General features: G+C 61.6%; 23 protein-coding genes. 2 read left to right on the forward strand and 21 right to left on the reverse strand.

What is annotated here, in order from left to right; genetic code table 11:
- Positions 1 to 37: 37 nt before the first annotated feature.
- From plsY to VGB22_06640, 15 genes are all read right to left on the reverse strand, one after another.
- Entirely contained in the window at positions 38 to 658 is a 621-nt protein-coding gene (plsY, locus tag VGB22_06570) for a glycerol-3-phosphate 1-O-acyltransferase PlsY (protein HEX9750927.1), read from the reverse strand.
- Between the two features lie 102 nt (positions 659 to 760).
- A complete protein-coding gene (locus VGB22_06575) occupies positions 761 to 1,066 on the reverse strand; it encodes a DUF6504 family protein (protein ID HEX9750928.1) in 306 nt (101 codons plus the stop codon).
- Between the two features lie 170 nt (positions 1,067 to 1,236).
- Positions 1,237 to 2,583: a ribosome biogenesis GTPase Der gene (gene der, locus VGB22_06580; GenBank protein ID HEX9750929.1), complete on the reverse strand. Its 1,347-nt coding sequence runs from the start codon at positions 2,581 to 2,583 to the stop codon at positions 1,237 to 1,239.
- Between the two features lie 88 nt (positions 2,584 to 2,671).
- Positions 2,672 to 3,277 carry an NYN domain-containing protein gene (locus VGB22_06585; GenBank protein HEX9750930.1) on the reverse strand — a complete coding sequence of 202 codons (606 nt, stop codon included), beginning with the start codon at positions 3,275 to 3,277 and terminating at the stop codon, positions 2,672 to 2,674.
- Positions 3,278 to 3,715: 438 nt separating this feature from the next.
- Positions 3,716 to 4,957 carry a hypothetical protein gene (locus VGB22_06590; GenBank protein HEX9750931.1) on the reverse strand — a complete coding sequence of 414 codons (1,242 nt, stop codon included), beginning with the start codon at positions 4,955 to 4,957 and terminating at the stop codon, positions 3,716 to 3,718.
- The gene (locus VGB22_06595; GenBank protein ID HEX9750932.1) at positions 4,954 to 5,535 is read right to left on the reverse strand and encodes a hypothetical protein; all 582 of its coding nucleotides are present in this window, start codon (positions 5,533 to 5,535) and stop codon (positions 4,954 to 4,956) included. The genes VGB22_06590 and VGB22_06595 overlap by 4 nt, the downstream gene beginning before the upstream one ends.
- A gap of 103 nt (positions 5,536 to 5,638) precedes the next feature.
- A complete protein-coding gene (locus VGB22_06600; protein HEX9750933.1) occupies positions 5,639 to 6,076 on the reverse strand; it encodes a hypothetical protein in 438 nt (145 codons plus the stop codon).
- A 71-nt stretch (positions 6,077 to 6,147) separates the two neighbouring features.
- Positions 6,148 to 6,519, reverse strand: a complete 372-nt coding sequence (locus VGB22_06605; protein ID HEX9750934.1) for a hypothetical protein — start codon at positions 6,517 to 6,519, stop codon at positions 6,148 to 6,150.
- A gap of 300 nt (positions 6,520 to 6,819) precedes the next feature.
- Complete coding sequence (locus VGB22_06610; GenBank protein HEX9750935.1) at positions 6,820 to 7,644, reverse strand: hypothetical protein; 825 nt, start codon at positions 7,642 to 7,644, stop codon at positions 6,820 to 6,822.
- A gap of 40 nt (positions 7,645 to 7,684) precedes the next feature.
- Positions 7,685 to 9,112: a hypothetical protein gene (locus tag VGB22_06615; GenBank protein HEX9750936.1), complete on the reverse strand. Its 1,428-nt coding sequence runs from the start codon at positions 9,110 to 9,112 to the stop codon at positions 7,685 to 7,687.
- Between the two features lie 12 nt (positions 9,113 to 9,124).
- A complete protein-coding gene (locus tag VGB22_06620; GenBank protein HEX9750937.1) occupies positions 9,125 to 10,231 on the reverse strand; it encodes a hypothetical protein in 1,107 nt (368 codons plus the stop codon).
- Positions 10,232 to 10,370: 139 nt separating this feature from the next.
- Entirely contained in the window at positions 10,371 to 10,793 is a 423-nt protein-coding gene (locus VGB22_06625; protein HEX9750938.1) for a hypothetical protein, read from the reverse strand.
- An 85-nt stretch (positions 10,794 to 10,878) separates the two neighbouring features.
- Positions 10,879 to 11,181 carry a hypothetical protein gene (locus VGB22_06630; protein HEX9750939.1) on the reverse strand — a complete coding sequence of 101 codons (303 nt, stop codon included), beginning with the start codon at positions 11,179 to 11,181 and terminating at the stop codon, positions 10,879 to 10,881.
- 25 nt (positions 11,182 to 11,206) lie between these two features.
- A complete protein-coding gene (locus tag VGB22_06635) occupies positions 11,207 to 11,548 on the reverse strand; it encodes a hypothetical protein (GenBank protein HEX9750940.1) in 342 nt (113 codons plus the stop codon).
- Entirely contained in the window at positions 11,545 to 12,603 is a 1,059-nt protein-coding gene (locus VGB22_06640; protein ID HEX9750941.1) for a hypothetical protein, read from the reverse strand. The genes VGB22_06635 and VGB22_06640 overlap by 4 nt, the downstream gene beginning before the upstream one ends.
- Positions 12,604 to 13,014: 411 nt before the next feature.
- On the opposite strand from VGB22_06640, the gene VGB22_06645 reads away from it, so the two are divergent.
- Positions 13,015 to 13,863: a T9SS type A sorting domain-containing protein gene (locus tag VGB22_06645; protein ID HEX9750942.1), complete on the forward strand. Its 849-nt coding sequence runs from the start codon at positions 13,015 to 13,017 to the stop codon at positions 13,861 to 13,863.
- 237 nt (positions 13,864 to 14,100) lie between these two features.
- Here the strand turns inward: VGB22_06645 and recN are convergent, their stop codons facing one another.
- The 4 genes from recN to VGB22_06665 all read right to left on the reverse strand — a co-directional run bounded on the left by recN (position 14,101) and on the right by VGB22_06665 (position 18,679).
- Positions 14,101 to 15,771, reverse strand: a complete 1,671-nt coding sequence (gene recN, locus VGB22_06650) for a DNA repair protein RecN (GenBank protein HEX9750943.1) — start codon at positions 15,769 to 15,771, stop codon at positions 14,101 to 14,103.
- A 43-nt stretch (positions 15,772 to 15,814) separates the two neighbouring features.
- Complete coding sequence (locus VGB22_06655; protein ID HEX9750944.1) at positions 15,815 to 16,285, reverse strand: hypothetical protein; 471 nt, start codon at positions 16,283 to 16,285, stop codon at positions 15,815 to 15,817.
- An 8-nt stretch (positions 16,286 to 16,293) separates the two neighbouring features.
- Entirely contained in the window at positions 16,294 to 16,482 is a 189-nt protein-coding gene (locus tag VGB22_06660) for a hypothetical protein (GenBank protein ID HEX9750945.1), read from the reverse strand.
- A 91-nt stretch (positions 16,483 to 16,573) separates the two neighbouring features.
- Complete coding sequence (locus tag VGB22_06665; protein ID HEX9750946.1) at positions 16,574 to 18,679, reverse strand: S8 family serine peptidase; 2,106 nt, start codon at positions 18,677 to 18,679, stop codon at positions 16,574 to 16,576.
- Between the two features lie 109 nt (positions 18,680 to 18,788).
- On the opposite strand from VGB22_06665, the gene VGB22_06670 reads away from it, so the two are divergent.
- Entirely contained in the window at positions 18,789 to 19,280 is a 492-nt protein-coding gene (locus tag VGB22_06670) for a GNAT family N-acetyltransferase (protein HEX9750947.1), read from the forward strand.
- Here the strand turns inward: VGB22_06670 and VGB22_06675 are convergent, their stop codons facing one another.
- Positions 19,281 to 19,976: a hypothetical protein gene (locus VGB22_06675; protein ID HEX9750948.1), complete on the reverse strand. Its 696-nt coding sequence runs from the start codon at positions 19,974 to 19,976 to the stop codon at positions 19,281 to 19,283.
- On the reverse strand, positions 19,973 to 20,897 hold a 925-nt coding region (locus VGB22_06680; GenBank protein HEX9750949.1), incomplete at its 5' end, for a hypothetical protein. The genes VGB22_06680 and VGB22_06675, both read right to left, overlap by 4 nt.

A 20,897-nucleotide genomic window follows, 5' to 3' on the forward strand; every position in this document is an offset into this window, starting at 1 on the left:
CGTGCGAGGCGGCCGAATCAATCGAATTGGCAGATGCTCAACCCGAGCGTCGAAACCGATGTTCGGTCCCGGCGCGGATTCGCATGATGTTGGCGCGATGCGTGTAGAACACCAGCGCCAGCAATACGACGGAGATCGAAAGCAGCGCGTCATGGATCGGCTGACCGAGCACGAACCGCCGCACCGCGACCGCTGCGCAAAATGCCACGGCGGCGCTCAGCGAGCCCAGGGAAACAATCCGCGATATGCCGAAGACTATCGCCCAGACACCGAGGGCGATGGCGGCTTCGATCGGCAACAGGGCCACGAACATCCCCAGCGCGGTGAGAACACCCTTCCCGCCCCGGAATCCGGCAAACACCGGGAAAAGATGTCCGACAATCGCGGCGACACCGACTGAGATTCCGGCAATAACCGGATCCCAGCCGAGCGGGTGCGCGGCGATGGGGCCGAGCCAGAAGACCGGGGCAAATCCTTTGGCAATGTCAATGGCGGCGGCCAGCAGCCCCCAGCGCAGTCCGAGCACGCGCGCGGCATTGGTCGCGCCGGGATTCCCCGATCCGTGCTGGCGGATATCGATCCCCCTGACCGCATGTCCGATCCACAACGCCGACGGGATCGATCCGGCAAGATAGGAGGCAAGCAGGGAGGCGATCATCAACATCACTTCACGACCCGTCCGGCACCGACATTCGCAGGGGCGTGGTCTCCCCGCACTTTCCCGTCCCGCCGCAAGGGTTCGGACGGGGAAACTCCGCCCCTACGCGGCACTGCTTTCGTCACCATCCAGTTTTTGATACAAATACCACTCGCCGGTGCCGCTGGGCGTTTTGCGGTCAAAATAGATTTCGAAGATGTCGCCGGAATCGGTGCGCACGCGGTAATACCGACGGTGCCGTCGTGTCTTCCAGTCGCGCTGCATGGCGCCGGCGGGAAAGCCCCAATCGAACCAACTGACGATGATTTCGGCGACGGTGAATACGGACTTGTTCCAGCGAAATGTCACCGGGGCGGGGATTTCCCCCTGCGTCGTCACCGTGATGCGTTCGCCGACAAACTTCGTCATGGTTCGGCTCCGCTCACCATCAACGGTTCGGCTGCGCTCACCATAAATGGTTCGGCTGCGCTCACCATCAATGGTTCGGCTGCGCTCACCATAAACGGTTGGGCTCCGCTCACCATAAACGGTTCGGCTCCGCTCACCATAAACGGTTCGGCTGCGCTCACCATAAACGGTCAATTCTTCTTACGGAAGACCAGACGAATCGGCACACCCTCGAATCCGTAGCGTTCGCGCAAGCGGCGTGTCAGGTAGCGAATATACGGCGCCGCGATCAAATCGGGGTGATTGCAGAACAGGATGAAGGTCGGCGGCGGGTCCGGGAGCTGGGTCACGTAGTTGATTTTGATGTAGCGTCCCTTGATCGCCGGCGGCGGCTTGGAGGCGGCATCGGCCAGGACGCTGTCATTCAACTCCGATGTGGCGATCCGTGTCTGCAGTGTTCCGGCAATCGTGCGCGCCATGGTCAGAACCCGCGCGGCGCGCTGCCCGGTCAGCGCCGAGATGAACACGATCGGCGCCCAACTGATGGTGCGGATGCGGCTGCGCAGATCCTTCGCATAGGCGCCGGCGGTGTCGGTGTCCTTCTCCACGAGGTCCCACTTGTTGACCGCGAAAAACAGCCCCTTGCCCGCTTCGATGGCGGTTTCTGCGATTTTGAAATCCTGGAGTGAGAGCGGCTCCGACGCATCCAGCAGGACACAGACGATATCGGACCGATGCACCGCACGGATGCTGCGCAGCGCGGTGAAGAACTCGAGCTGATCTTTGACGCGCGCGCGTTTGCGGAGCCCCGCGGTGTCGATCAACACGAACGGCTGACCCTCGTAGGTGAGTGTCGTATCGATCGAATCACGGGTGGTCCCCGGCTCGGGCGAGACGATCATCCGTCCGCTGCCCAGCAGCACATTCGCCAATGATGATTTGCCGACATTCGGTCGTCCGACCAGCGCGACGTGAATCGGACGTTCACCCTCTTCTTCCCCTTCGCCATCGGACAACGGCGCCACCGCCGCACCGATTCGTTCAAGCAGATCGGGAATACTCTGTCCGCCGAGCGCGGAGATTCCGAGCGGATCAAACGGCCCAAGCTTGGTGAATTCGTAGATGTCGCCTTCCTGAGCGCGTTTGTCGATCTTGTTGACGACAAAAACAGCGGGCTTTCCGGACTTCAGGAGGAACCGCGCAATCTGACGATCCTCGGGCTGCGGTCCGGCGATGCCGTCGACGACAAACACAACCGCATCGGACTCCTCGATGGCCAGTTTCGATTGCGCGGTGATGTGCCGCTGCATCTCCTCTGTCCCAAGCGAAGCCGGGGGATCGTCCGAATGCAAGACGAGGCCGCCGGTATCGACCAACGCGAAATGCCGGTCGTCCCATTCGGCCACCGCATAGTGGCGGTCGCGCGTCACTCCCGAAACCGGCGAGACCACCGCCACCCGCCGTCTCAGGATGCGGTTAAAGAGGGTCGATTTGCCGACATTCGGCCGACCGATGATGCAGACCACGGGCAGGCGCATAGGGATTCCCCAAGGGGCGGGAATATACGGCGGCGGTGCCTCGACAGGTAACCTTGATCCTCGGACGTGCGTTTCAAAGACGAAGAAGTCATTCCCTCCACTCGCGTGGGCAGGAGATCGTTCTGCCGCCGTCCAGGCGAATCTCCCAAGGCAGCAGACTCGTGCGGAGATGTTTCTCCTTCATTCGCTGGCAAAAGTCCGCCTCCCTTTTCATTGCTTCAGCGGCTCGGCCCACCGGTATCACGACACGAATCTGCTTGGAGGGAAATACCTGACGGACAGCGCGAATCGACGGTATCAGATCGCTGTCGCCCGAGACCAGTACTGCGGTGTCATACGCATCCTCAACCGAAAGTCGGAACAAGTGTATTGCGATGTTGACATCGGTCTGCTTTTCCTCAAACGTCTGATAGCGTTGATGGCACAAGCGACACGTGCGATCCCGCCGTTTGAACTCCCCATACACGACATGTACGCCGCGCGTCTCGAGCGCCCTGATGTATGTCCGATGTCGAGACAGCTTTTTCTGATTCCAGGTAACGAGCGATGTGAAGTAATGGACACCAACGGAGATATCTCGCGGCAACAGGAACCGTCTCGCAAGCTGGTTCAGATCAAGCCACTTGAATCTGCGCCAAACCGCATTCTCGTTAATCGCATGGTATAGGTTGAAGCCGTCAATGAGGAAAACCACCCGGTTCATGCTCGCGAGTATAGCAGAAAAAAACCCGGATCCACGAGGAATCCGGGGCCAAAGGGGCACATGGCCCTCTTGGGAGAATCTGTTGAACTTTATACGTATATTATTCGAGGTTTCAAGAGAATTCTTGTGGTTTTCTCGAAAAATCCTAAGAGCATCTAACAGAATGAGGCATTGCGACTAAGTTAGGCTCAGCAGAAGCTTCGCCCTCCCCCCTGATCGCGCGGGAGGGCGAGGCTTCCGCCGAGCCTGCATCTGACCGAATGGATGGTGGCCAGTCATTCTGTTAGACCCTCTAAGTAATTGTCCTGAAAGGGGCCAGACGGTCCTCCGGCAATAATGCGGACAGACGGATGATTGCTCGTCGCATCCTCGATGGCCACTCGGCACAACCACAAGACATACAATGGTCTCCAAAAAGGGCGGCGACTCTCACCACGTAAAAAACCACGTCGCCGAATCGGGGACTGCGACAGTGCGGCGCAGGATGGCGCCGGAGCCGAGACGGATTTCAAATTCGTATTTCGTGTCGGCTGGGTCGAGCGTTTCGCTCGGGAATACATCCAGCGCCCAGTATCCGGTCGAATCGGAAGTTGACGAAACCTGATATGGAGAGACTATCAAGTTTGCGTGTCGCAGCGGTGACGCTACGATTCGAGCCAACACAGACGCCCCCTCGACAGTCCCGGCAGTCAGATCAGACACCCAGCCGTAGACACGACAAAGATCGGGTTCCGCCGGTGAACCGGGGTCGAACGCGGTGGCCCAGGCGGTGTCGGTCACACCGGCGGGTGTGACGACGACAATCTCCGGCTGCGGCGCAAAGATCAGGCCGCCCTGATAACCGTAGACATGGAACGTGTCGGCATCGAGCGCAAAGATCACGCGGCCGTTGGCATCCGACACACCCGTTGCGGCGGTGGCAGTTTCATCGGAGTTGTAGACGCGCAGCAAAACGCCCTGCAATGCAACTGTGTCATCGAGAACGGCCTTGAGCACGTAAACGGTGCAGGGGTACGCGCCGCCGCCCGAACAATCGCTGCCTGCTGCGGCCCCGAAATTGTCGTCGTGGGGAGCGTGATCGTTGACCGTGTCACGCACTTGCTGCGCATACTCCCGCGCCGCCTGGACCGTGCGGCCGAAACTCCAGCCGTTGTCGAAGACCGTACCTGCGGTGTCCCGATTCAGCAGCGTATCGGCCAGCTCGCGCGCGGCCGAACCCTCGATCGCGGCCGCGGTGATCGCATTCGTGCCCAGCAGGTTGACCAGACCAAGTTGTGTGCCCGATAGATTGACCGATGCTCCCTGATTGGCGACGTCGTCCCAGTTGATGCCGATGTTGTCGGCCGTCGTCAGCGTGGAGACGCCGTAGGATGACAAGGCCGCATCGACCTGCGCCCGGACCGCCGAATCGACATCCGTCTCATGCTCATAGCGCACAACGTCGGCGTACAACGTGTCGGACGACAGGGCGATCCCGTACGCGATGAGTGTCGATTCGACCGCCGCGCGGATCAGCGAATCCAGCCAGGCGCACGCCAGCGTGCAGGCGGGCGTGTCGGCCCGCGCCGTCGTGACGACGGTCAATGGCCCATCGACCGACAGGCGGGCGGAGAAGACAATCGCACTTGCAAGGCACGCCAGCAACGCGACGCGTTTGACTCTGTTTGTCACGGAATTTCCTCCGGATTGACGATGATGATGCGGCATGAGTCGGGCTCGATGATCACCTGACATTCCGCCCCGCACGCATCCACGGTGTACGTGCAGTAGATATTGGCGTCCGCCAGACCGGTGGCCGTGACGAGACCGCCCGGATCGGGATATGTGCCCGTGTACGTGTATGACGTGCGCCGCCAGTACGTAAACCCGACATCGAACTCCGCTTTTATCTGCGTACTGAAGCTGGCCCAGGCGACCAGGAAGTATTGTGTGCCCGCTTCCAAACACACGTCGCCGTCGATTGCCAGCGACGACCAGCCCGCGCCGTTGACGCCGGGGTCTTGTTCGACCGTCACGCCGACCAACGACGTGTCGGCCGCCAGGTAAATCGCGCATTTGAGCTTGTTACCCGCCGTGCCGCCGCCGTCGGACAGATAGACGGTGATCGAGTCAGCCGTCCCGCCGGACGCGCCGATCGTGTAGTTGTCGCCGACAATCGCGTTCTGAATCGACGCGCCGCTGGCTCCGGGCGTGCCGTTGTTGCCGAATATCTCGGCATGCAATGCAGTTGGTATTGCGAACACCATCATCGCCGAAGTGACCATCCCGCCAAAATAACGGCGGGCAAGTCTCAAGAGAGGACCTGCGGCGACCCGCAGACCCCGCCTGAAGGCGGGGCGACTATCCGCCAAATTAACGGCGGTCAAGTTTATCCGTAGAGATTTCCGAAGGATCACTATCGGGAGCGGCAACAGTTTCATGTTTCTCCTCAGCCCTCAAGAGAGGACCTTCGGCCCTCAAGAGAGGACCTTCGGCAAATTCAAACCGATGCCGATGGCCGAAGGTCCTCTCTTGCCGAAGGTCTTCATCAGGCGGATGGTCCCCGCCTGCGGCGGGTGAGTCGAATCCGTCGGACAAGCGATCCTTGTCGGTCTTAAGGGCTGCGTTGTCGCCGTACTCGGCCAGCTCTTCATGGCGCATCCGGTCGATCATGCCCCAGAATGTTCGTTCGGCATCGGCCGCCGGCGACAGTCGCGATTTCAATTCCATCAGACGCACGAGATCGGTCAGCTTGACATTCAGTTCCGTACCGTCGAGTTCATCCCAGCAGCGATCGAGCAATTGCTGCACACGCAGCAGATCGCCGGAGGTACTCTCTTGAGGGAGGGCCGAAGGTACTCTCTTGAGTGCTGGGGGCGGTTTTAGTGTCGCGCTTCGACGATCCACAGGTCCACCAGTGCGTTCTCCGCGGCGTCGGTCATGGCCAGGCGCACGCTGGTATCGGTCGGGATGCCGACCACGGCGACGCCGGCAGCGCCGCGGGCGATCGGGATCACGACCGGCTGCTCGATGGTCGTCGGAAGCGGGTTGCCGCGATGATCGGTCAGTGTCGCAAACGCAATTGTCTGCGCCTGGCCGCCGATGTCGAATTGAGAGAATACAACCCGCGTGCCATCGTCGTGCGTCTCCGTCGCAACGGCCGCAATCGTCTCGGCGACCAAATCGCCGTTCACCGATACCGTCGGGACAAACCACGCGCGCCGGCCCGTCAATTGTGCCAGTGTCGTGTTCATAGACAGTGCTCCTCCAACCAGACACATCCTCCGTCACTCAGAGGCGGGTGGTCCGCCCCCAGTGACCAACATGTCCAACTCACAAGGGGCGGACCCGCAGGCGGTGTTGGGAGGAGGTTGGCGGATGATGACGCGTGACCGAGACCATCGATCACACGCCGTTGATTGTTCAGCTTGCCACTTGGGCCCAACTCATCCAACCCTCAAACGAGTTTCTCCATGCTCCCTCTCGCTGTAGCCAGGGGTCCCGAGCGAAGCCGAGGGAGAGAGGGCCGGGGTGAGGGGCGCTGTTGGAGCGATTCACGTCCGCCTCCCACTTTGCAGCCCCGAAACCGGCGCGGCAAAGCGCGACAGCCGGACCCGACCGCTCTCTTCGTATTGCGCGGCGATCTCCATCCATGTCTGCGAAACGGCGCGAGACTGGCTGGAGAGCAATCCGGCATCGGCCAGTGTGGCGACCGCGCGCATCCGGCAGACTGCGGCCACCGCCCAATGGGTCTCACCGATGACGATGCCCGGTGTCGGCACATCGCGGTATTGCGGATCGATCATGGCCAGCACAGCGTCGCCGACATCACTGATGGCGGTATCAATCACTTCATCGGAGACCGTTCCCAAGGCCACGAGATAATCAACCAGCACACGCTGCCCGTCGGCGATTGCGCCGGTGCTGCGGCGCGACAGCTCGCCTGTTGTGAGACTGATGGCGTAGTCATCGCCCTCGACGTATTGATGATAATATTCGTACCAGACTGTCACCGTCTGCGGCGAAACGATCGACCCGGCGGCGAGACGTTTGATCCGCCCGTCGTCGTAATCGACGATGAAATCGGTGTTTTCGCTGTAAACGGTGCCGAGTGAACTATCCGCTGCCACAACGACCGCATCGGGAATCAGACGCTGATGTGACAGATTCACCCAGTCGGAGGCGAGGGTTACAGTCTCACGGATCAGCGACGGCGGTCTGAGCGCCTTGACGATCACGGATCCGGACACCAGTCCCCCGTGGGCGAGCCCAATCGCCTCGATACCGTCGAGCGTGACGGCGAAGTCGCTGATCGCCGCTTCGCCGACGCGCAGTTGTGTCAGGTGCCGGCGCACAAGCTCCGGCGACGTAAATGCCATGGTCAGTCTCGTAGAAGATTGAAAGGTTGACGGCCCGGTTTCATGATAACGTGCGCACGCCCGACGTGTCGACGAGCGCTGTGAGCTGCGATCCGACCGGCGGCGTGGTGAATGATCCCGAGACAACGGCGCGGACCCAGTAGCGGTTGATGCCGTTGACCGATGCGCGCTGCCAATCGCCTGGCGCGGCGGTCCCGTCGGCGAACAGACGGACTGTACGGTCGGCTTGGTTGAAATGGTAGAGGCCCGAATCGGGCGCAAAAGTGATCCACTCCTGCCCATTCCAATACGACCACTCGACTGCGCCGCCGGAGCCGGTGGTCGCCAGGATTGCGTGAACGACGGTGAAACGATCCTCGCCGCCGAGATAGACACTGTCGCCGATGTCCGCCATCAGCGCCGATGAGCTCGGATGCAGAATATCGGCGCCGCCGGCATCGGCGGCGGCGGCCGTCAGATCGACGAACGGCGTCGGTGCATCGGCGTCGTGGCACAGCACTGTGGCAAACACGGACAATTGTGACAGCGCGTTGACCGGCGTCGTGAAGACGGTGCCGTCGCGATGAGTCTCGACCAATTGATTCTGCCCTGTGCCGATCGATCTCAGGTAGAGCATGTGCGGCACGGTCCGGATGTATCGCAGCAACGGTGCGGAAACGGGCGTCGTGCTCACTGTTTGCAGTGCGCCCCATGCCGCGCCATCATATTCCTTGAGAAACAGCTCACCATCGGCGGCGAAGCAGACACCGAGCCGCGCATCGGCTGCGACCGCCGCATGGAAATCCGATCCCGCGCCGGCACCGGTGTAGAGAGTTTCTTCCGAGCTCCAGAGCGCCGCATCCAGGTGACGTGGCCGATGTCGCAGCGATGTCCCGTCCACCGAATACAGACAGTGAATGAAAGCCGCACGGGCGATGAGCAAACCATACCCCGAGCTCACGCTTCCTGACACGTCCGTCCCGGCGTCGGTCGATCCGGACCCGAATGTTGCGCCGTCGTCGACCGACGATTTTGTTCGCACGGTGACGGTGCCCGCGTCATTGCGCGTCCAGACCACCCAGAGACGATCGTATGCGTCCTTGAGAATCGACGGATCGCCGTTCGACGACGACGCCGAGTCGTAGACGGTCGACGCCGTCTGGGGAATCCAACTGCCGTTGCTGTGGACCAGCTTGAGGGAGCGCAGCGCGCCGGTGATCTCCTGCGTGTACGCCAGGTAGAGATTGCCATCGTCATCCATCACGCCGCTGAACGATGCATCTGCTGACTCGGTCACGACATCCAGCGGATCGCTCCAGTTGACATAGGGCGCGTTCGCGTACGAGACCGACAGGATCGACGGCGTGCGGGCATACAGCGCCGGCATCCGTCCGGCATACGGGCCGGATGCCAGGCGAAACAGCCGATGCTGCGTCGCCAGACCGGTCGGAACCGTGGCGGTCGATGCGCCCAGTGATTTGTGGATCATGGTCGTGTGATCTTATGTCCAGACCGAGTCGAGGACTTTGACTGCTCCTGGGACCATCTTCGCATAGGCGACCGACTCGGAGATGACCGCCTCTTCGAAGCGTTGGTCGATGATCTTGTCGTATTCGACGGTCAGCGGCTGCGTGATGACTTCCTCGGCGGCGAATCGTTTGTCCATGCCGATGACCAGGTCGGTCGCGACTTCATCGGAGCGAACCAGCGTGGCGCCCAGCGGGCTGACCAGCTCACCGGTGCCTTGAAACTTGAATCCGGCCAACGGGTCCTTGAACTCGGCCATGGTGAGGATGCTGTTGACCTTCGCCTTGGAGACGATGAGCGTGTTCATTTCAAACGGGTGCAGCTCCGACCAGAACGAGACCAGGTCGGCGTACGCGAGCGTTCCCGAGGCGGCTGTGTTGATCACCGTCGCGGCGTTGTCGTTGCCGTCGCCGTTGATGAGCACGTCGACCAACAATCCCAGCTTGTCGACCTGCATGCGGTAGCCGATGTACCACAACAGCACTTTGAACTGCGCGGTCGTGCGATGGCGCAGCGCTTTGTATGAGGCCTTCAGCGCCAGCCCGTAATCCTGCACGTCGATTGAGTGAAGCCGTTCGGTCACGACCACCGCGGGGACATTGGCGCCGTCACCGACGGGCCGCAGCGACCATTGCGCGTCGTCGGTGTCGGAGTTGATGTCGAACGGCGTGTAGCGGTTCGAACTGATGGTCGAGCTCGAACCGACCAACCCGGCCAATTCCGGTCGCATCTCCATGCCGCGCCGGATTTCCCGCATCATGAATTCCGGCAGCAGCGCCGGCGCCGCCCGCAAGAACAGTTCGACGGTGATCGGCCGCGATCCGCCGACGCGCACACCGCGCGCGGCCAACTGGCGCTCGAACGCATCCAGCGGCGAATGGACCGGCGAAGGATCGTAATCGTCGGTTTCCAGAAGCTCCGAAACCGTCAATCCCCGCGCTTCCGCCTCCAGGTAGGTGTCGCGCGAAACATCAAGCTGACGCGCCCGCCGCAGATCGACCGTACCGTCGATGCGCGGTTCCTCGGACGCTTTCTGCAGCATGCTGCGCGGTGCGTCCATCAGCATTTTGTCCAAATCCATTCCTCTCTCCTCTGTTCGTTGTTTCGCTCAGCGGCGTGCGTCAGGAGCCTCGCGCCGACGACATAGTTTCTGAGTGAATCACCACGTGCGGACGCGGTGCTCCTGACCTACGCGAGGTTTTTGACTTCGGCAGGAGCGCTCAATTCAACAGGATCGTGCACTCGGTGGTACCGTTGACGGCAAGAACTGTGCCGCGCGCGATGTTGCCGCCCGCCGGATCGTTGCCGCCGAGCGCGGGTGCCTGTTTAATCGTGCCCGATGCGCCGCACACGACACGGTTGCCGACTTCGGGGTAGGTCGTCGTGATCGGCAACGTGCAAACCCCGGCGATCTGCACCGTGGCCAGACGATCGCCGTCGTCGCCGTCTTCCAGCGTCAGATCGATCAGTTTGCCCAACAGTATGTCGCCGTCGCCGCCCGGACCGACCTCGTGATCGTCGGTGAGCGTCACCGCGTTGCCGATGTCGGCATCGGCCAGCGTGTCGGCGCCCGTGTCTTGCGCGACTTTGAATGTGGCGAAGACTTCGCCGATCGATTCCAGATTGTGATCGCGTACCGTCATTCACTCCTCCTGGATTGTGCCCGATTCATCACTCTCTCTCTCTTTCCCGTGGAGACGGCTGGTGTGAGATCGTATCGACCCACCCTCAATCCTTGTTTGCATGGGAATCCGACAATGCCACGCGTCGTGCGCGCGGGGCGAAGGCGCGCTCGAGCTGCTGTTCGAGTTGTTCGTCCAGGCCCCAAAGTTGATCCGCGTCATCGCCGATTTGCGTCAGGCGTTCGTCCAGCGCCGCCAGAGCGTCATCGTCGTCTGAGAGCTTCTGCAGCGCGCGAAATCGGCGTCGGATGCGCTCGCACAACAGCGATTTGATCGTGTTCCAGTTGTGCCCGGCATCAGGCCGCCCGGGTGATTGCGGAGCCGCACGACGATTGACCGAGGCACTCACGCTTCCTCCAACTTTTTTGAGTTCATCAGGGGTTGCTCGATTTCCCTTCCAGCAGGACCTCAATGCGGGTCAGCCGCCGATCCATCGACGTTTCCAGCCGGAACAAATCGTCGCGGCTCGCCACGTCGGTGCGCAGAACCGTCTCGATGGCGACCAGGCGCCGATCCAGATCGGCGACCGAAACGCGGTCGGCCTTTTCGCTGACGGTCAGGCGAATGCCGTAGACGGTGGTGTAATAGGCCGTCAGCGCTCCGGCGAGCATCACCACGATCGTCATGATGACCCGCATCACCGGCTGCGGAATCGGTCCGCCGCCGTGGCTACCGGCGACACGGCTCCCCGGCCGGACCACTGTTCGCGTGATCATGTCTGATAGAGGCGTGTGATGAGCCGGCCCGGCTCGTTGCGTTTGCTGCCGGATCGACATGCAGCACGACGCATGGGCCATCGCCCCGTCACCTCGCGACGGCCCACGGTCGTGTACATCGCCCACATCAATCCGGCGGCGATGCCTATGGTTTGTTCGCCTTGAGCGGCGTCGGCCGATTCGAAATGGTCAGCCCGCCGCCATGATCCCTTCTGCTCGGTCAGACGCTCACCGACGGAAAACAATTCGCATGAATGGATTGTCAGTTCATCGCACACGGCGGGATCGGCGTTATCGCGCAATGCCAGCAGATAGTCAAACTTGCCGTCGCCGGTGCTCGACCGATCCAGAACGACGGCATGCGTTCCACACTGCGGCGCACGCGGCGAATCGGATTTGCAGAAGACCGGTGCGGCAAAGTGAGTTCCCGGCGTGGCGCCCCGATAGACCAGTGACGTTTCCAGCACGCGGGTGATCTGGCGGTATTCGTAATGAGCGGATTGCGATTGCCCGGTCGCGTCGGCGTACTCGTGTCCGGGAATGTGATCGCACGTGCGGATGTCCTGCCCGCAAACCGAGCAGCGCGGCAAACGAAATTCAAAGCCGATCGACCCCTCCTTGACGATGCCGCTGTCGATGTCGGCCGCCAGGCGGTCACCGTGCGGACTGCGAAGCCAATAGAATGAAACTTCGATCCACGATCGACCCTGTACGGCCGGGCGCGCATCGAAATTGCGGGCGACCGGAAGCCGCGTGCGGTCGTGTCCGATGAGCACCGGCGTATCGATCAACAGCGCACAGAGGGGTCCATATTCTTCGACCGGGAAGCGGCCGCCGTGATCGTTGACCTCATCGGAGATCAGCCGCAGACTTCGGATATGAACGTCCTCGCTTCTTAACAGAATGGGCGGCTTGATGCGTTGATTGATGAGAGCCATCAGCTCGCCGCATCGTGTCCGCTTCGACTCTTCGGCGGTTTTGACAAGTTCGGCTCGCCCCAACTGAAGCTGCCCCCGCAACATCACGCCGTTGCCTGCCGTGGTCTGTTCGATCATCGACTGCCTCCACCCTACCCGGCAAGGGCCGATCACCCCCGGAGCGGGGACGCCGACAGATTCAAAGACAAATTGAAGACCACCGGTGGTAATGCCCTTATCCACTGACCGACAAAAGGTCGGCCGCGATAACTTAAAGCGTTACTCGAAGCACCGGACGGCAACAGCGCAAAACGCCGCAACCGTGCTGCTCTCACTCTCGTCTGAATGTCGAGTCAGGCGCGCTTCTGCGTGGTGGAGGTTGAGCATTGATCGAGTTGGCTTGACGATGAGCTTCTTTTGAGTCAGTATAATCAACGCGTATCGGCACAAGGTCCGACGCGCGAGACCAAGACAACGATCCGCCGTTCGTCCGCCCTCACAAGACCGGACGATCGGCGGTCAACACCCCACTTTGTGGCAGGAGGGTCTATGTTCAAGCGCACCATGCTTTGCACTGCCTTGGTCGTCTGTCTGTATCTGTCACCGGTTCAAGCGCAGTTCGGCATCGACGACGGCCCGCGCGGCAACTCCGGCGCCATCACGATGCGGATTGATGTCATGCCGGGCTGGTGCCCGAACTCCGTTTTCATGTCGCCCGTGTATGAAGTCTACACCGTGCGACCCGGGCGCGCGGTTGCGCCGGATTTGATTGCGGTGGCCGTTGCGGGAACGCCGACGTTGCAGGCCGCCGCCTATGATCCCACGACCGCGAATCTGGAAGGCGTTTCACCCTTGCGGTATGAATTCAGGGACATTATGGCCGCCGACGTTCCCGAAGGAGGTCCATGCGCCTGCCGACGGTCGATGCCCGATGGACTCGAAGACGTGGTCCTGTATTTCCCGCGCGGCGAGTTTGTCGCCGCGATGGAGCCGATTGTCGACACCGAGCGCCGGATGGTCCAACTGGACATGATGTACGGCGGATACATGCAGTCGGGCCTGGATTGTGTTCGCTTCTATACATCGGTCAAGACCATCAGCCCGGCCGCGGCGGAGCTGCCCGCTGTCGCCAATCTCGTCAACTATCCCAACCCGTTTAACGCCGAGACCGTGATCACGTTCGAACTGGGTACGCCGCAGGATGTGACACTCGACGTGTACGACGTGCTCGGGCGACATGTCGCGCGGCTCATGGACGGGCTGCAGGCCGCCGGAGTGCACTCAGTCGGCTGGGACGGCATCGCCGACAACGGCGCACCGCTCGGATCGGGAATGTACTTCTACCGTGTGCAGAGCCGGCAGTTCAGCGAAGTACGCAAGATGATCCTGTTGCGATGAGACGTTCTCGGGATCGGTGCACGTGAGGTCGCCAAATTGCCGGCGACCGAGGGTCTTTGGGCCGTCCTGCTGCGCGGGGCGGCCCTGCTGGTTTTGCGCGAACCGCTCTCAGAATGGAAGTGCCGGGCGCAATTCACTGTGGAGAGCGGGCGGACTGCGGACACCGGCGAGGACGCCCGGTGCTCACAGTCAATTCAACTTCCGATTGCTCGGAATGCCCGCGAATCGCCCGGTGGTTCAACGGCGGCGCTTGCGGCCGTCCGTCAGCTCAGCCGCGTACTCGAGCGTCCTTTCGGTGATCCGATCACCGGCCACCATGCGCGCCAACTCGCCGATTCGCTCTTCTCCACGTAGAAGACGCAGGCGGACTTTGGAGCGACCCCGCACGGTTTGCTTTGAAATTTGCACGTGCGAATCGGCGGGCGCGGCCATCTGTTGCAGGTGGCTGACCAAAAAGACCTGGGCATGCTTCGAGAGATCCGCAATGCGCGATGCCACTTTGTGCGCCGTTTCGCCGCCGATTCCAGAGTCGATTTCGTCAAAGACGTACAGCCGATTGTCGTGCGGGCCCCCGGTGATCGTCTTGAAAGCGAGCAACAGACGCGACAACTCGCCGCCGGAGGCGATCTTGTCCAAGGGCTTGAATCCCTCGGCGGGGTTCGCCTCGAAGAGAAACCGGATGCGCTCGGCGCCATTCGGTCCGATCGCATCAGTCCCGTCAATAACTGTTGGGGCCATCTCGACCTGGATGCGCGCCCCCGACATGCCCAATGTCGACAGCAGGGCATCGACCTTCTTCTCCAGTGTCGGCGCCGCGTGACGCCGCTGTGCGCTCAACGCGGATGCCAAAGCGGTGAGCTGCCCCTGCAATTGTCCGACTGCGTCGCTCAGTTTCCTGACACGCACTTCCAGATCACCCGCTGATTGTTCCTCGGTTTGCAATTCGTCCAGGCGCGCGAGAATGGCTGCGCCGGTGGCGCCGTATTTGGACTTCAGACGATGCAACAGCGCCAGGCGCGATTCGATCCGGTCCAACTGTCCGGGGTCGAACTCCAGCGATTGCCGATAGTCCGCAAGCGAACGCGTGGAATCGGCGACGGCCTCCTGTGCAGCGTTCAATTGTTCGGCGATCTTGCTCCAGCGCTCATCGAGCTCGGCCAGCCGTCCGGCATCGCGCACCAGCCGCGCGATGATGTCCGACACCGAGCCATCGGTCTCACTCAACGCCGAGAGCGCACGTTCGGCGCCCTCGATCAGGCGATGGCCATGGCGTAAGATCGAACGCTCAGAGACAAGCCGTTCCTCTTCGTCGGCGACGATGGCGGCGGCCCTGATCTCATCGATCTGGAAACGGCGGAGCTCCTCGCGGCTGCACTCAGATTCCCATGCGGCGGTCGCCTCCGTCAGACGCCGTCGTGCGTCGGACAATTCGGCATGGACGTCGGCGACCGACGAGGACAGTTCGACGCAGCCCCCGAAGCGATCAAGCAGCTCGGCATGACGGTCGGAATCGAGCAATAGCTGCTGCTGATGCTGGCCGCACAAATCGGCCAAGGATTCGCCCAGTGCGCGCAACTCCGTCTGCCTGAGCTGCCGCTCGCCGACAAACGCGCGTGTCGTTCCCGACTGCGCCAGTTCGCGGCGCAGCCACAACGATCCGGTCGGCAGCGACAGCGTCGCGGCGACGGCGGAATCGATGGCATCGAATTCCGCTTCGACCATCGCTTCCCGCGCACCGGTGCGCACCATCTCCGACACGACACGTCCGCCCAGCAGAAAACGGATCGCCTCGACAATGACTGTCTTGCCAGCGCCCGTTTCGCCGGTGAATACCGTCAGCCCCGGCGCGGCGTCGAACTCCAGATCATCGACGATGGCGAAGTTGCGGATGCGCAGACGGGTCAGCATCGAAGTGACATCGGATCAAGGTCCCGGAACAACCGTCACACACTCACAGCGGACGCAGCAGCGCCAGGCAGATGGCGCACAACAGCGAGATCACGCCCGCCGCCCACAACCCGATCGCCCAGTACAGGTCCTCGATCTTGCGGCGCGTGATCCGTTCGATGGCGCGGCGCGACGAGTCCGGCGAGTTGGCGAAGTATCGGTACCGTCGCACCAGCAGCACACGCAACGCCCAGAGGCCGGATAATGCCCACCAGATCATCGGCGACAACCACATGATGACGCGGGCAGCGGTCGCGCCGGACAAGGCCAGGGGGCCGAAGATCAATCCCAAGACGACTGCCAGCCATCCGAGAACAGACCACGCGAGCACTCCCAATGCGGCGACTTCGGCGGAGCGCATGACGCCGGTACGGATCTGACGCATCGCCTCAAGCCAGTACAGATCGTCCTGCGTGGGCACCGACGCCGGTTTGGTGTGGCCGCTGGAAACGGTACTGACGGTTTCAAGGGACATGGGGACGCTCAGGGCCGAATGACGATTTGGCGGTGGCAGTGCGTGCACTCCACCAACAGCCGTTTGGGAAGGTCGAGTTTTAAGTTTTGACGCCCGTCGATGGAGCGCAACAGATCGGTTTCCCCCGCTTCCAGTTCGGCGTGCAGATCAATGTTACAGGTCTTGCCGCAATGCGGGCAGGAATACAGTTCAATCACCCAGGCAACCTCCGGCCGTCACGGACTGATTCTATCGCGACCGGGACGGTTGCACAATGACAAACATCGGCAGGACAATCGGTCGCGGGCGTTACGAGCAGGGGTCGCAGTAGGCCGCTTCCGGCGTCGCCGATCGGAAGGCCACATCGATGATGCCGATGACGTCGAACACGTTGGTCACGCCGTCGCAGGTCACATCGGTCATTTCCCGGGGACACAGGGGATTGGGGTCAGGCGATGCGGGCTGGCTGCGGAAGGCGACATCGACGGCGGCGACGACGTCGAATACGTTGATGGTGCCCTCACACTGCGCAGGGTCGCCATGGCAGTCGCAGACACAGTCGCAGGCGTCGCCGACGCTGTTGCCGTTGAGGTCTTCCTGGCCGGGGTTGTAAACCGTGGGGCAGTTGTCGCAGACGTCGCCGATTCCGTCGGCATCCCCGTCAGTCTGCGAGACATTCGCGTCGTCGGGACAATTGTCGCAGGCGTCGCCACGGGTGTCGCCGTCGGAGTCGGTCTGCGCTGGGTTGGATACGGAAGGACAGTTATCGCAGGGATTGCTGACGCCATCGGCGTCGAGATCGTCGCCACGCGCCGCGATCACCCCTTCGAATCCGTTGACCAGACCGTGGCCGAACGATTCATCCCAACCGGCGGGCCCCAAGTCGAGCGCCGAACACATCAGGATTTCATGAGCCTCATCGGCAGTCAGCGCCGGATTTTCAGAGAAAATCAGGGCCGCCACGCCGGCCGCATACGGTGATGCCGCCGAGGTGCCGCCAAACCATGTGTAATCCGTTCCGGAATACCCCACCGAGCCGGTGCGGTCAGTCGTGCGAATGCTGGTCCCCGGCGCGCAGATATCGATCGAGTTGCCGTAGTTGCTGAAGCTGGCGAGGTTACCTGATGGTGTGATCGCGGAGACCGCCAGGACATACGGGTCGTTGGCGGGATACCCCACATAGGGAAGCGCGGAATTGCCTGCCGCCGCGATATGGACCATGCCATCCTCGTGGGTCTGTCGATACTTGGCCTCCAGCGCCAGGGAGTTTGGGCCGGTGTAGCTGTGATTGGTGACCCGGACGCCCATCGCCTCGGCGAATGTCAATCCGTTGAGAATCCACACCGCCTCGGCGGTGCCGAAATTGGAACAGGGAACATCGGTGATGAATATCCGAATCGGCACCACCGGAGAGGCCGGCGAAACGCCGACCACGCCCAGCGAATTGTTGATGACGGCCGCAATGCATCCCGCCACCGAAGTGCCGTGGTGATCGCACGAGTTGACCGGACTGCCGTCGAGGAAATCATCGTTGTCGGAGGCAAAATTGTATCCGGGAATCGTGTTCAAATCGGGATGGTCAAGCTGCACACCGGCATCGAACACCGCGACGATGACGCCCGGCGAACCGGTCGTAATGCCCCATGCCTGCTCGCAATCCAGGTCGACATCGGGCGTGCCGCCGAACTGCCCGTAGTTGAACATACCCCACAAGTTGCCCCACTCCGGGTCATTGGGGATCAGATCGTCTTCGGCATCCGACAAATCGACGGAGAACTGGTAGTTTGGTTCGGCCCATTCGATTCGGGGATCGAGCGCCAGGTTGTTGGCTTGCTGAAGGACGTCGAAGCCGCTTTTGGACAGGCCGCGGAGACGGTACGCGCCATCCAATTCGGCCAAATCCGATTCCACGATTTGCCAATCAGGCGCCAGCGCCTGAAGAAGGCCCATGGCGTCCTGACGGTGGTCCTTCGCGATCCGCACCAGAAGGTCCGGCGTGATGATCAGCCAATGCTTCGGTGTGGCGCCCCACTGGAAGACGGGGGACACGAAGGCGATATCCGGTTCCGATGCGAGCACGGTCAGACTGTGATTCAACTCGGTCGCCTCGCCGCCGCCCTGAGACACATCAAGCAATTGCCAGCTTCGTACCCCCGTGGAAACCGATTCCTTGATGTCCAATCCGCCGGCGGCTTTGGCTTGCTCCTGTCGGGCGGTCTGAACGCCCTCGCGAAACACGACCGCGAGACGGTCCCGCTGCAGCGTCAATTCCTCGCGCTGCCCGTCGATGATCCGCCAGGTCGGAAGACGTGGATCGTGCAGGGCGGCTTTGGCGTGTTCATCGGGCGCGTGAACCGCCAGGCAAAGTGCGGCCACGATGCTGACGCCGCCGAACGCTCTGAGAGCACGATACATTCGATTCTCCCGGTGGGGCAGGACCGTGTTACATTCGCCTTCTGGATGAACGGACGGGGCGATTCAACTCTCTGACACCCGGTGTCCGAAGAACGACCGACATCCCAATATGCCCGATTCCGACGAACTGTCAACGCTCAAGATCAGGGTCGCCGCCTTCACGGGTGTCCCCGATGACGGCACGGTCGAGCAGTTGCGGTTCCTGCACCGGGCCATCTTCGCCGACGGACGCGAACACGAGTTTGTCGAGACGCTGCGCGGGCGGTCTGGAATCCACGGCCTGATCGCCTGTGACCGCGACGATGCCGTGGGATACAAGATCGGGTACGCACTGGACGCGAAGACCTACTACAGTTGGATGGGCGGTGTCCTCTCCGGCTATCGACGGCGCGGCATCGCCTCAGACCTCCTGCGGCGCCAGCACGATTGGTGCGTCCGGCAGGGGTATGAGCGGATTCGGACGCGCACCCAGAATCAGTGGCGCGGCATGCTCGTGTTGAACATCCGGTGCGGATTCGATGTGATCGCGACGGAGATTGACGAGCGCGGCGAGCACAAAATTATCATGGAGAAGACCCTGCGACGTCCGGGTCCGGACTGATCAGAGCATCGGCGGCATGTTTTCAGGATACGACAGATCCGGGCAGCGATAGCGAATGCTCATGTGCGGCTTGTAATTCGGATGACGGAGATATCCAAGCAGGACTTCTGTCTCCGGACTGAACCATTGCACGCCGGGACCCAGTGTATCGCTCGTCTCGCGGATCCAGGCGGGGTCGCCATACTCGCCGCTCGCCATGGCGTTGCAGTGATCGAACGCCTTCATGATGGTGGTGCTGTCCATGCCCTCGATGTTGAAGTCCAGATGCACGGCGTACAGTCTGTTCTTGTTGAATGAGAATGACACCTCGCAGGACAATCCCATCAGCGTGTCGAAGTACTGCACAAGCGGCTCGCCGAGCCGGTTGCGGCCGACACTGAGATACTCATCCTTAAAGCGCTCACGGACCGCTTCACTCGAACTGCCCCAGACGAGATCACCGTAGCCCTCGGTGAACACCGTTTTTCGGGTGGTGTCCGATTCGGAGCGACCCTGGCTGGACTCATCGAGCGGGGTTTGCGCCTGTGTCGACGGCGCGGACTCTCGCGCCCGGTCGGAGGATTGACATGCGGCCCCGATGACTAACAGAGCGCCGACCAGCAGACAGCGTGCGATGTGCGTGCCCATCATGTTCGGATTATCGGCGAATCGCGCGTTGAAGGCAAGACCCTGATGAGAGAACGAGTCTGGGCTCATCGGGCGCTGTCCTTGACCGAAGATGTGTCATGACGTTCATAGAATGTGAAGGTCAGGGTCCCGTCGTGCGCCGCGCGCGATCTGTCCATCCCGGGATATCGTGACACGTCGATTTCAACCTGACGCATCTGATATGCTGCGCGAAACGCGTGGTTGACCTTCAATTCGGCGTCGGTCCGAAACACCGGCGAAGACACCGGCGATCCCTGTGCGAATCCGCATATGATGTAGTCCGGTTGGCGCGACAGGACGTATGCGCCGTCGCCTTTTTCGTGACCGGGAAGCACTTCCGCAGGACGAGAATAATGCGACGGCTGCCGGGCAATGTGGCGATCGTTGATCCCGAGCATGTCGATATAGCGATTGTCCGGCGCAAAGTACGGGGTCGCGCCGGCGGTGTTCAGCGCGATGAGGCATCCCTTCGGCCAATGACTGGAAATGTACTCCCCGATGACTTGTGCGATGGGCGGCTGCAAACCGTCCGGCGGGGCAGGACGCATGTAGTGGATCGGGATGACCAACTGCAGCGCGCACAGCACCACGGCCCCACACGCGATGAGCCATCGCTCGTGTGTCACGGGTGACGACCACATTTCCCGCAGCACCAGCGACAGGAAGATCGCAAGCGGCGGGATGACCGGCACGACCAACCGGAATCCCGGCATGAAATCGCCGCCGACGCGCGCGACATACAACACGTACCCCGCGGACAAAACCGCCAGATACGCAAGCGACGCGCGCCAGCGCCGTGCCACTGTCAGGTACACGCCCCCGGCGGCGAACAACGGCAGCAGATACGGCGGGCCGAAACCCCAAATCCGCACATACTCCAGCCCGCGTCGCATCTTCATCCACACGTAAGACGATTTGGCATAGTATGGGTTCGGCAACAGGTCGCCGTAGTACAAAACCCTCCAGACA

The sequence above is a fragment of the Candidatus Zixiibacteriota bacterium genome, from assembly GCA_036397555.1.
In the GTDB taxonomy this organism is placed as follows: Bacteria; Zixibacteria; MSB-5A5; order WJJR01; family WJJR01; genus DATKYL01.

Bases quoted from the DNA above. Each gene is read 5' to 3' on its own strand.
- VGB22_06670 (HEX9750947.1), top strand. From the start codon at position 18,789: ATGCCCGATTCCGACGAACTGTCAACGCTCAAGATCAGGGTCGCCGCC.
- VGB22_06635 (HEX9750940.1), bottom strand. From the start codon at position 11,548: ATGATCACGCGAACAGTGGTCCGGCCGGGGAGCCGTGTCGCCGGTAGC.
- VGB22_06620 (HEX9750937.1), bottom strand. From the start codon at position 10,231: ATGGATTTGGACAAAATGCTGATGGACGCACCGCGCAGCATGCTGCAG.
- VGB22_06610 (HEX9750935.1), bottom strand. From the start codon at position 7,644: ATGGCATTTACGTCGCCGGAGCTTGTGCGCCGGCACCTGACACAACTG.
- VGB22_06655 (HEX9750944.1), bottom strand. From the start codon at position 16,285: ATGTCCCTTGAAACCGTCAGTACCGTTTCCAGCGGCCACACCAAACCG.
- VGB22_06625 (HEX9750938.1), bottom strand. From the start codon at position 10,793: ATGACGGTACGCGATCACAATCTGGAATCGATCGGCGAAGTCTTCGCC.
- VGB22_06645 (HEX9750942.1), top strand. From the start codon at position 13,015: ATGTTCAAGCGCACCATGCTTTGCACTGCCTTGGTCGTCTGTCTGTAT.
- VGB22_06595 (HEX9750932.1), bottom strand. From the start codon at position 5,535: ATGATGGTGTTCGCAATACCAACTGCATTGCATGCCGAGATATTCGGC.
- VGB22_06615 (HEX9750936.1), bottom strand. From the start codon at position 9,112: ATGATCCACAAATCACTGGGCGCATCGACCGCCACGGTTCCGACCGGT.
- VGB22_06605 (HEX9750934.1), bottom strand. From the start codon at position 6,519: ATGAACACGACACTGGCACAATTGACGGGCCGGCGCGCGTGGTTTGTC.
- VGB22_06640 (HEX9750941.1), bottom strand. From the start codon at position 12,603: ATGATCGAACAGACCACGGCAGGCAACGGCGTGATGTTGCGGGGGCAG.
- VGB22_06665 (HEX9750946.1), bottom strand. From the start codon at position 18,679: ATGTATCGTGCTCTCAGAGCGTTCGGCGGCGTCAGCATCGTGGCCGCA.
- der (HEX9750929.1), bottom strand. From the start codon at position 2,583: ATGCGCCTGCCCGTGGTCTGCATCATCGGTCGGCCGAATGTCGGCAAA.
- VGB22_06675 (HEX9750948.1), bottom strand. From the start codon at position 19,976: ATGAGCCCAGACTCGTTCTCTCATCAGGGTCTTGCCTTCAACGCGCGA.
- plsY (HEX9750927.1), bottom strand. From the start codon at position 658: ATGATCGCCTCCCTGCTTGCCTCCTATCTTGCCGGATCGATCCCGTCG.
- VGB22_06575 (HEX9750928.1), bottom strand. From the start codon at position 1,066: ATGACGAAGTTTGTCGGCGAACGCATCACGGTGACGACGCAGGGGGAA.
- recN (HEX9750943.1), bottom strand. From the start codon at position 15,771: ATGCTGACCCGTCTGCGCATCCGCAACTTCGCCATCGTCGATGATCTG.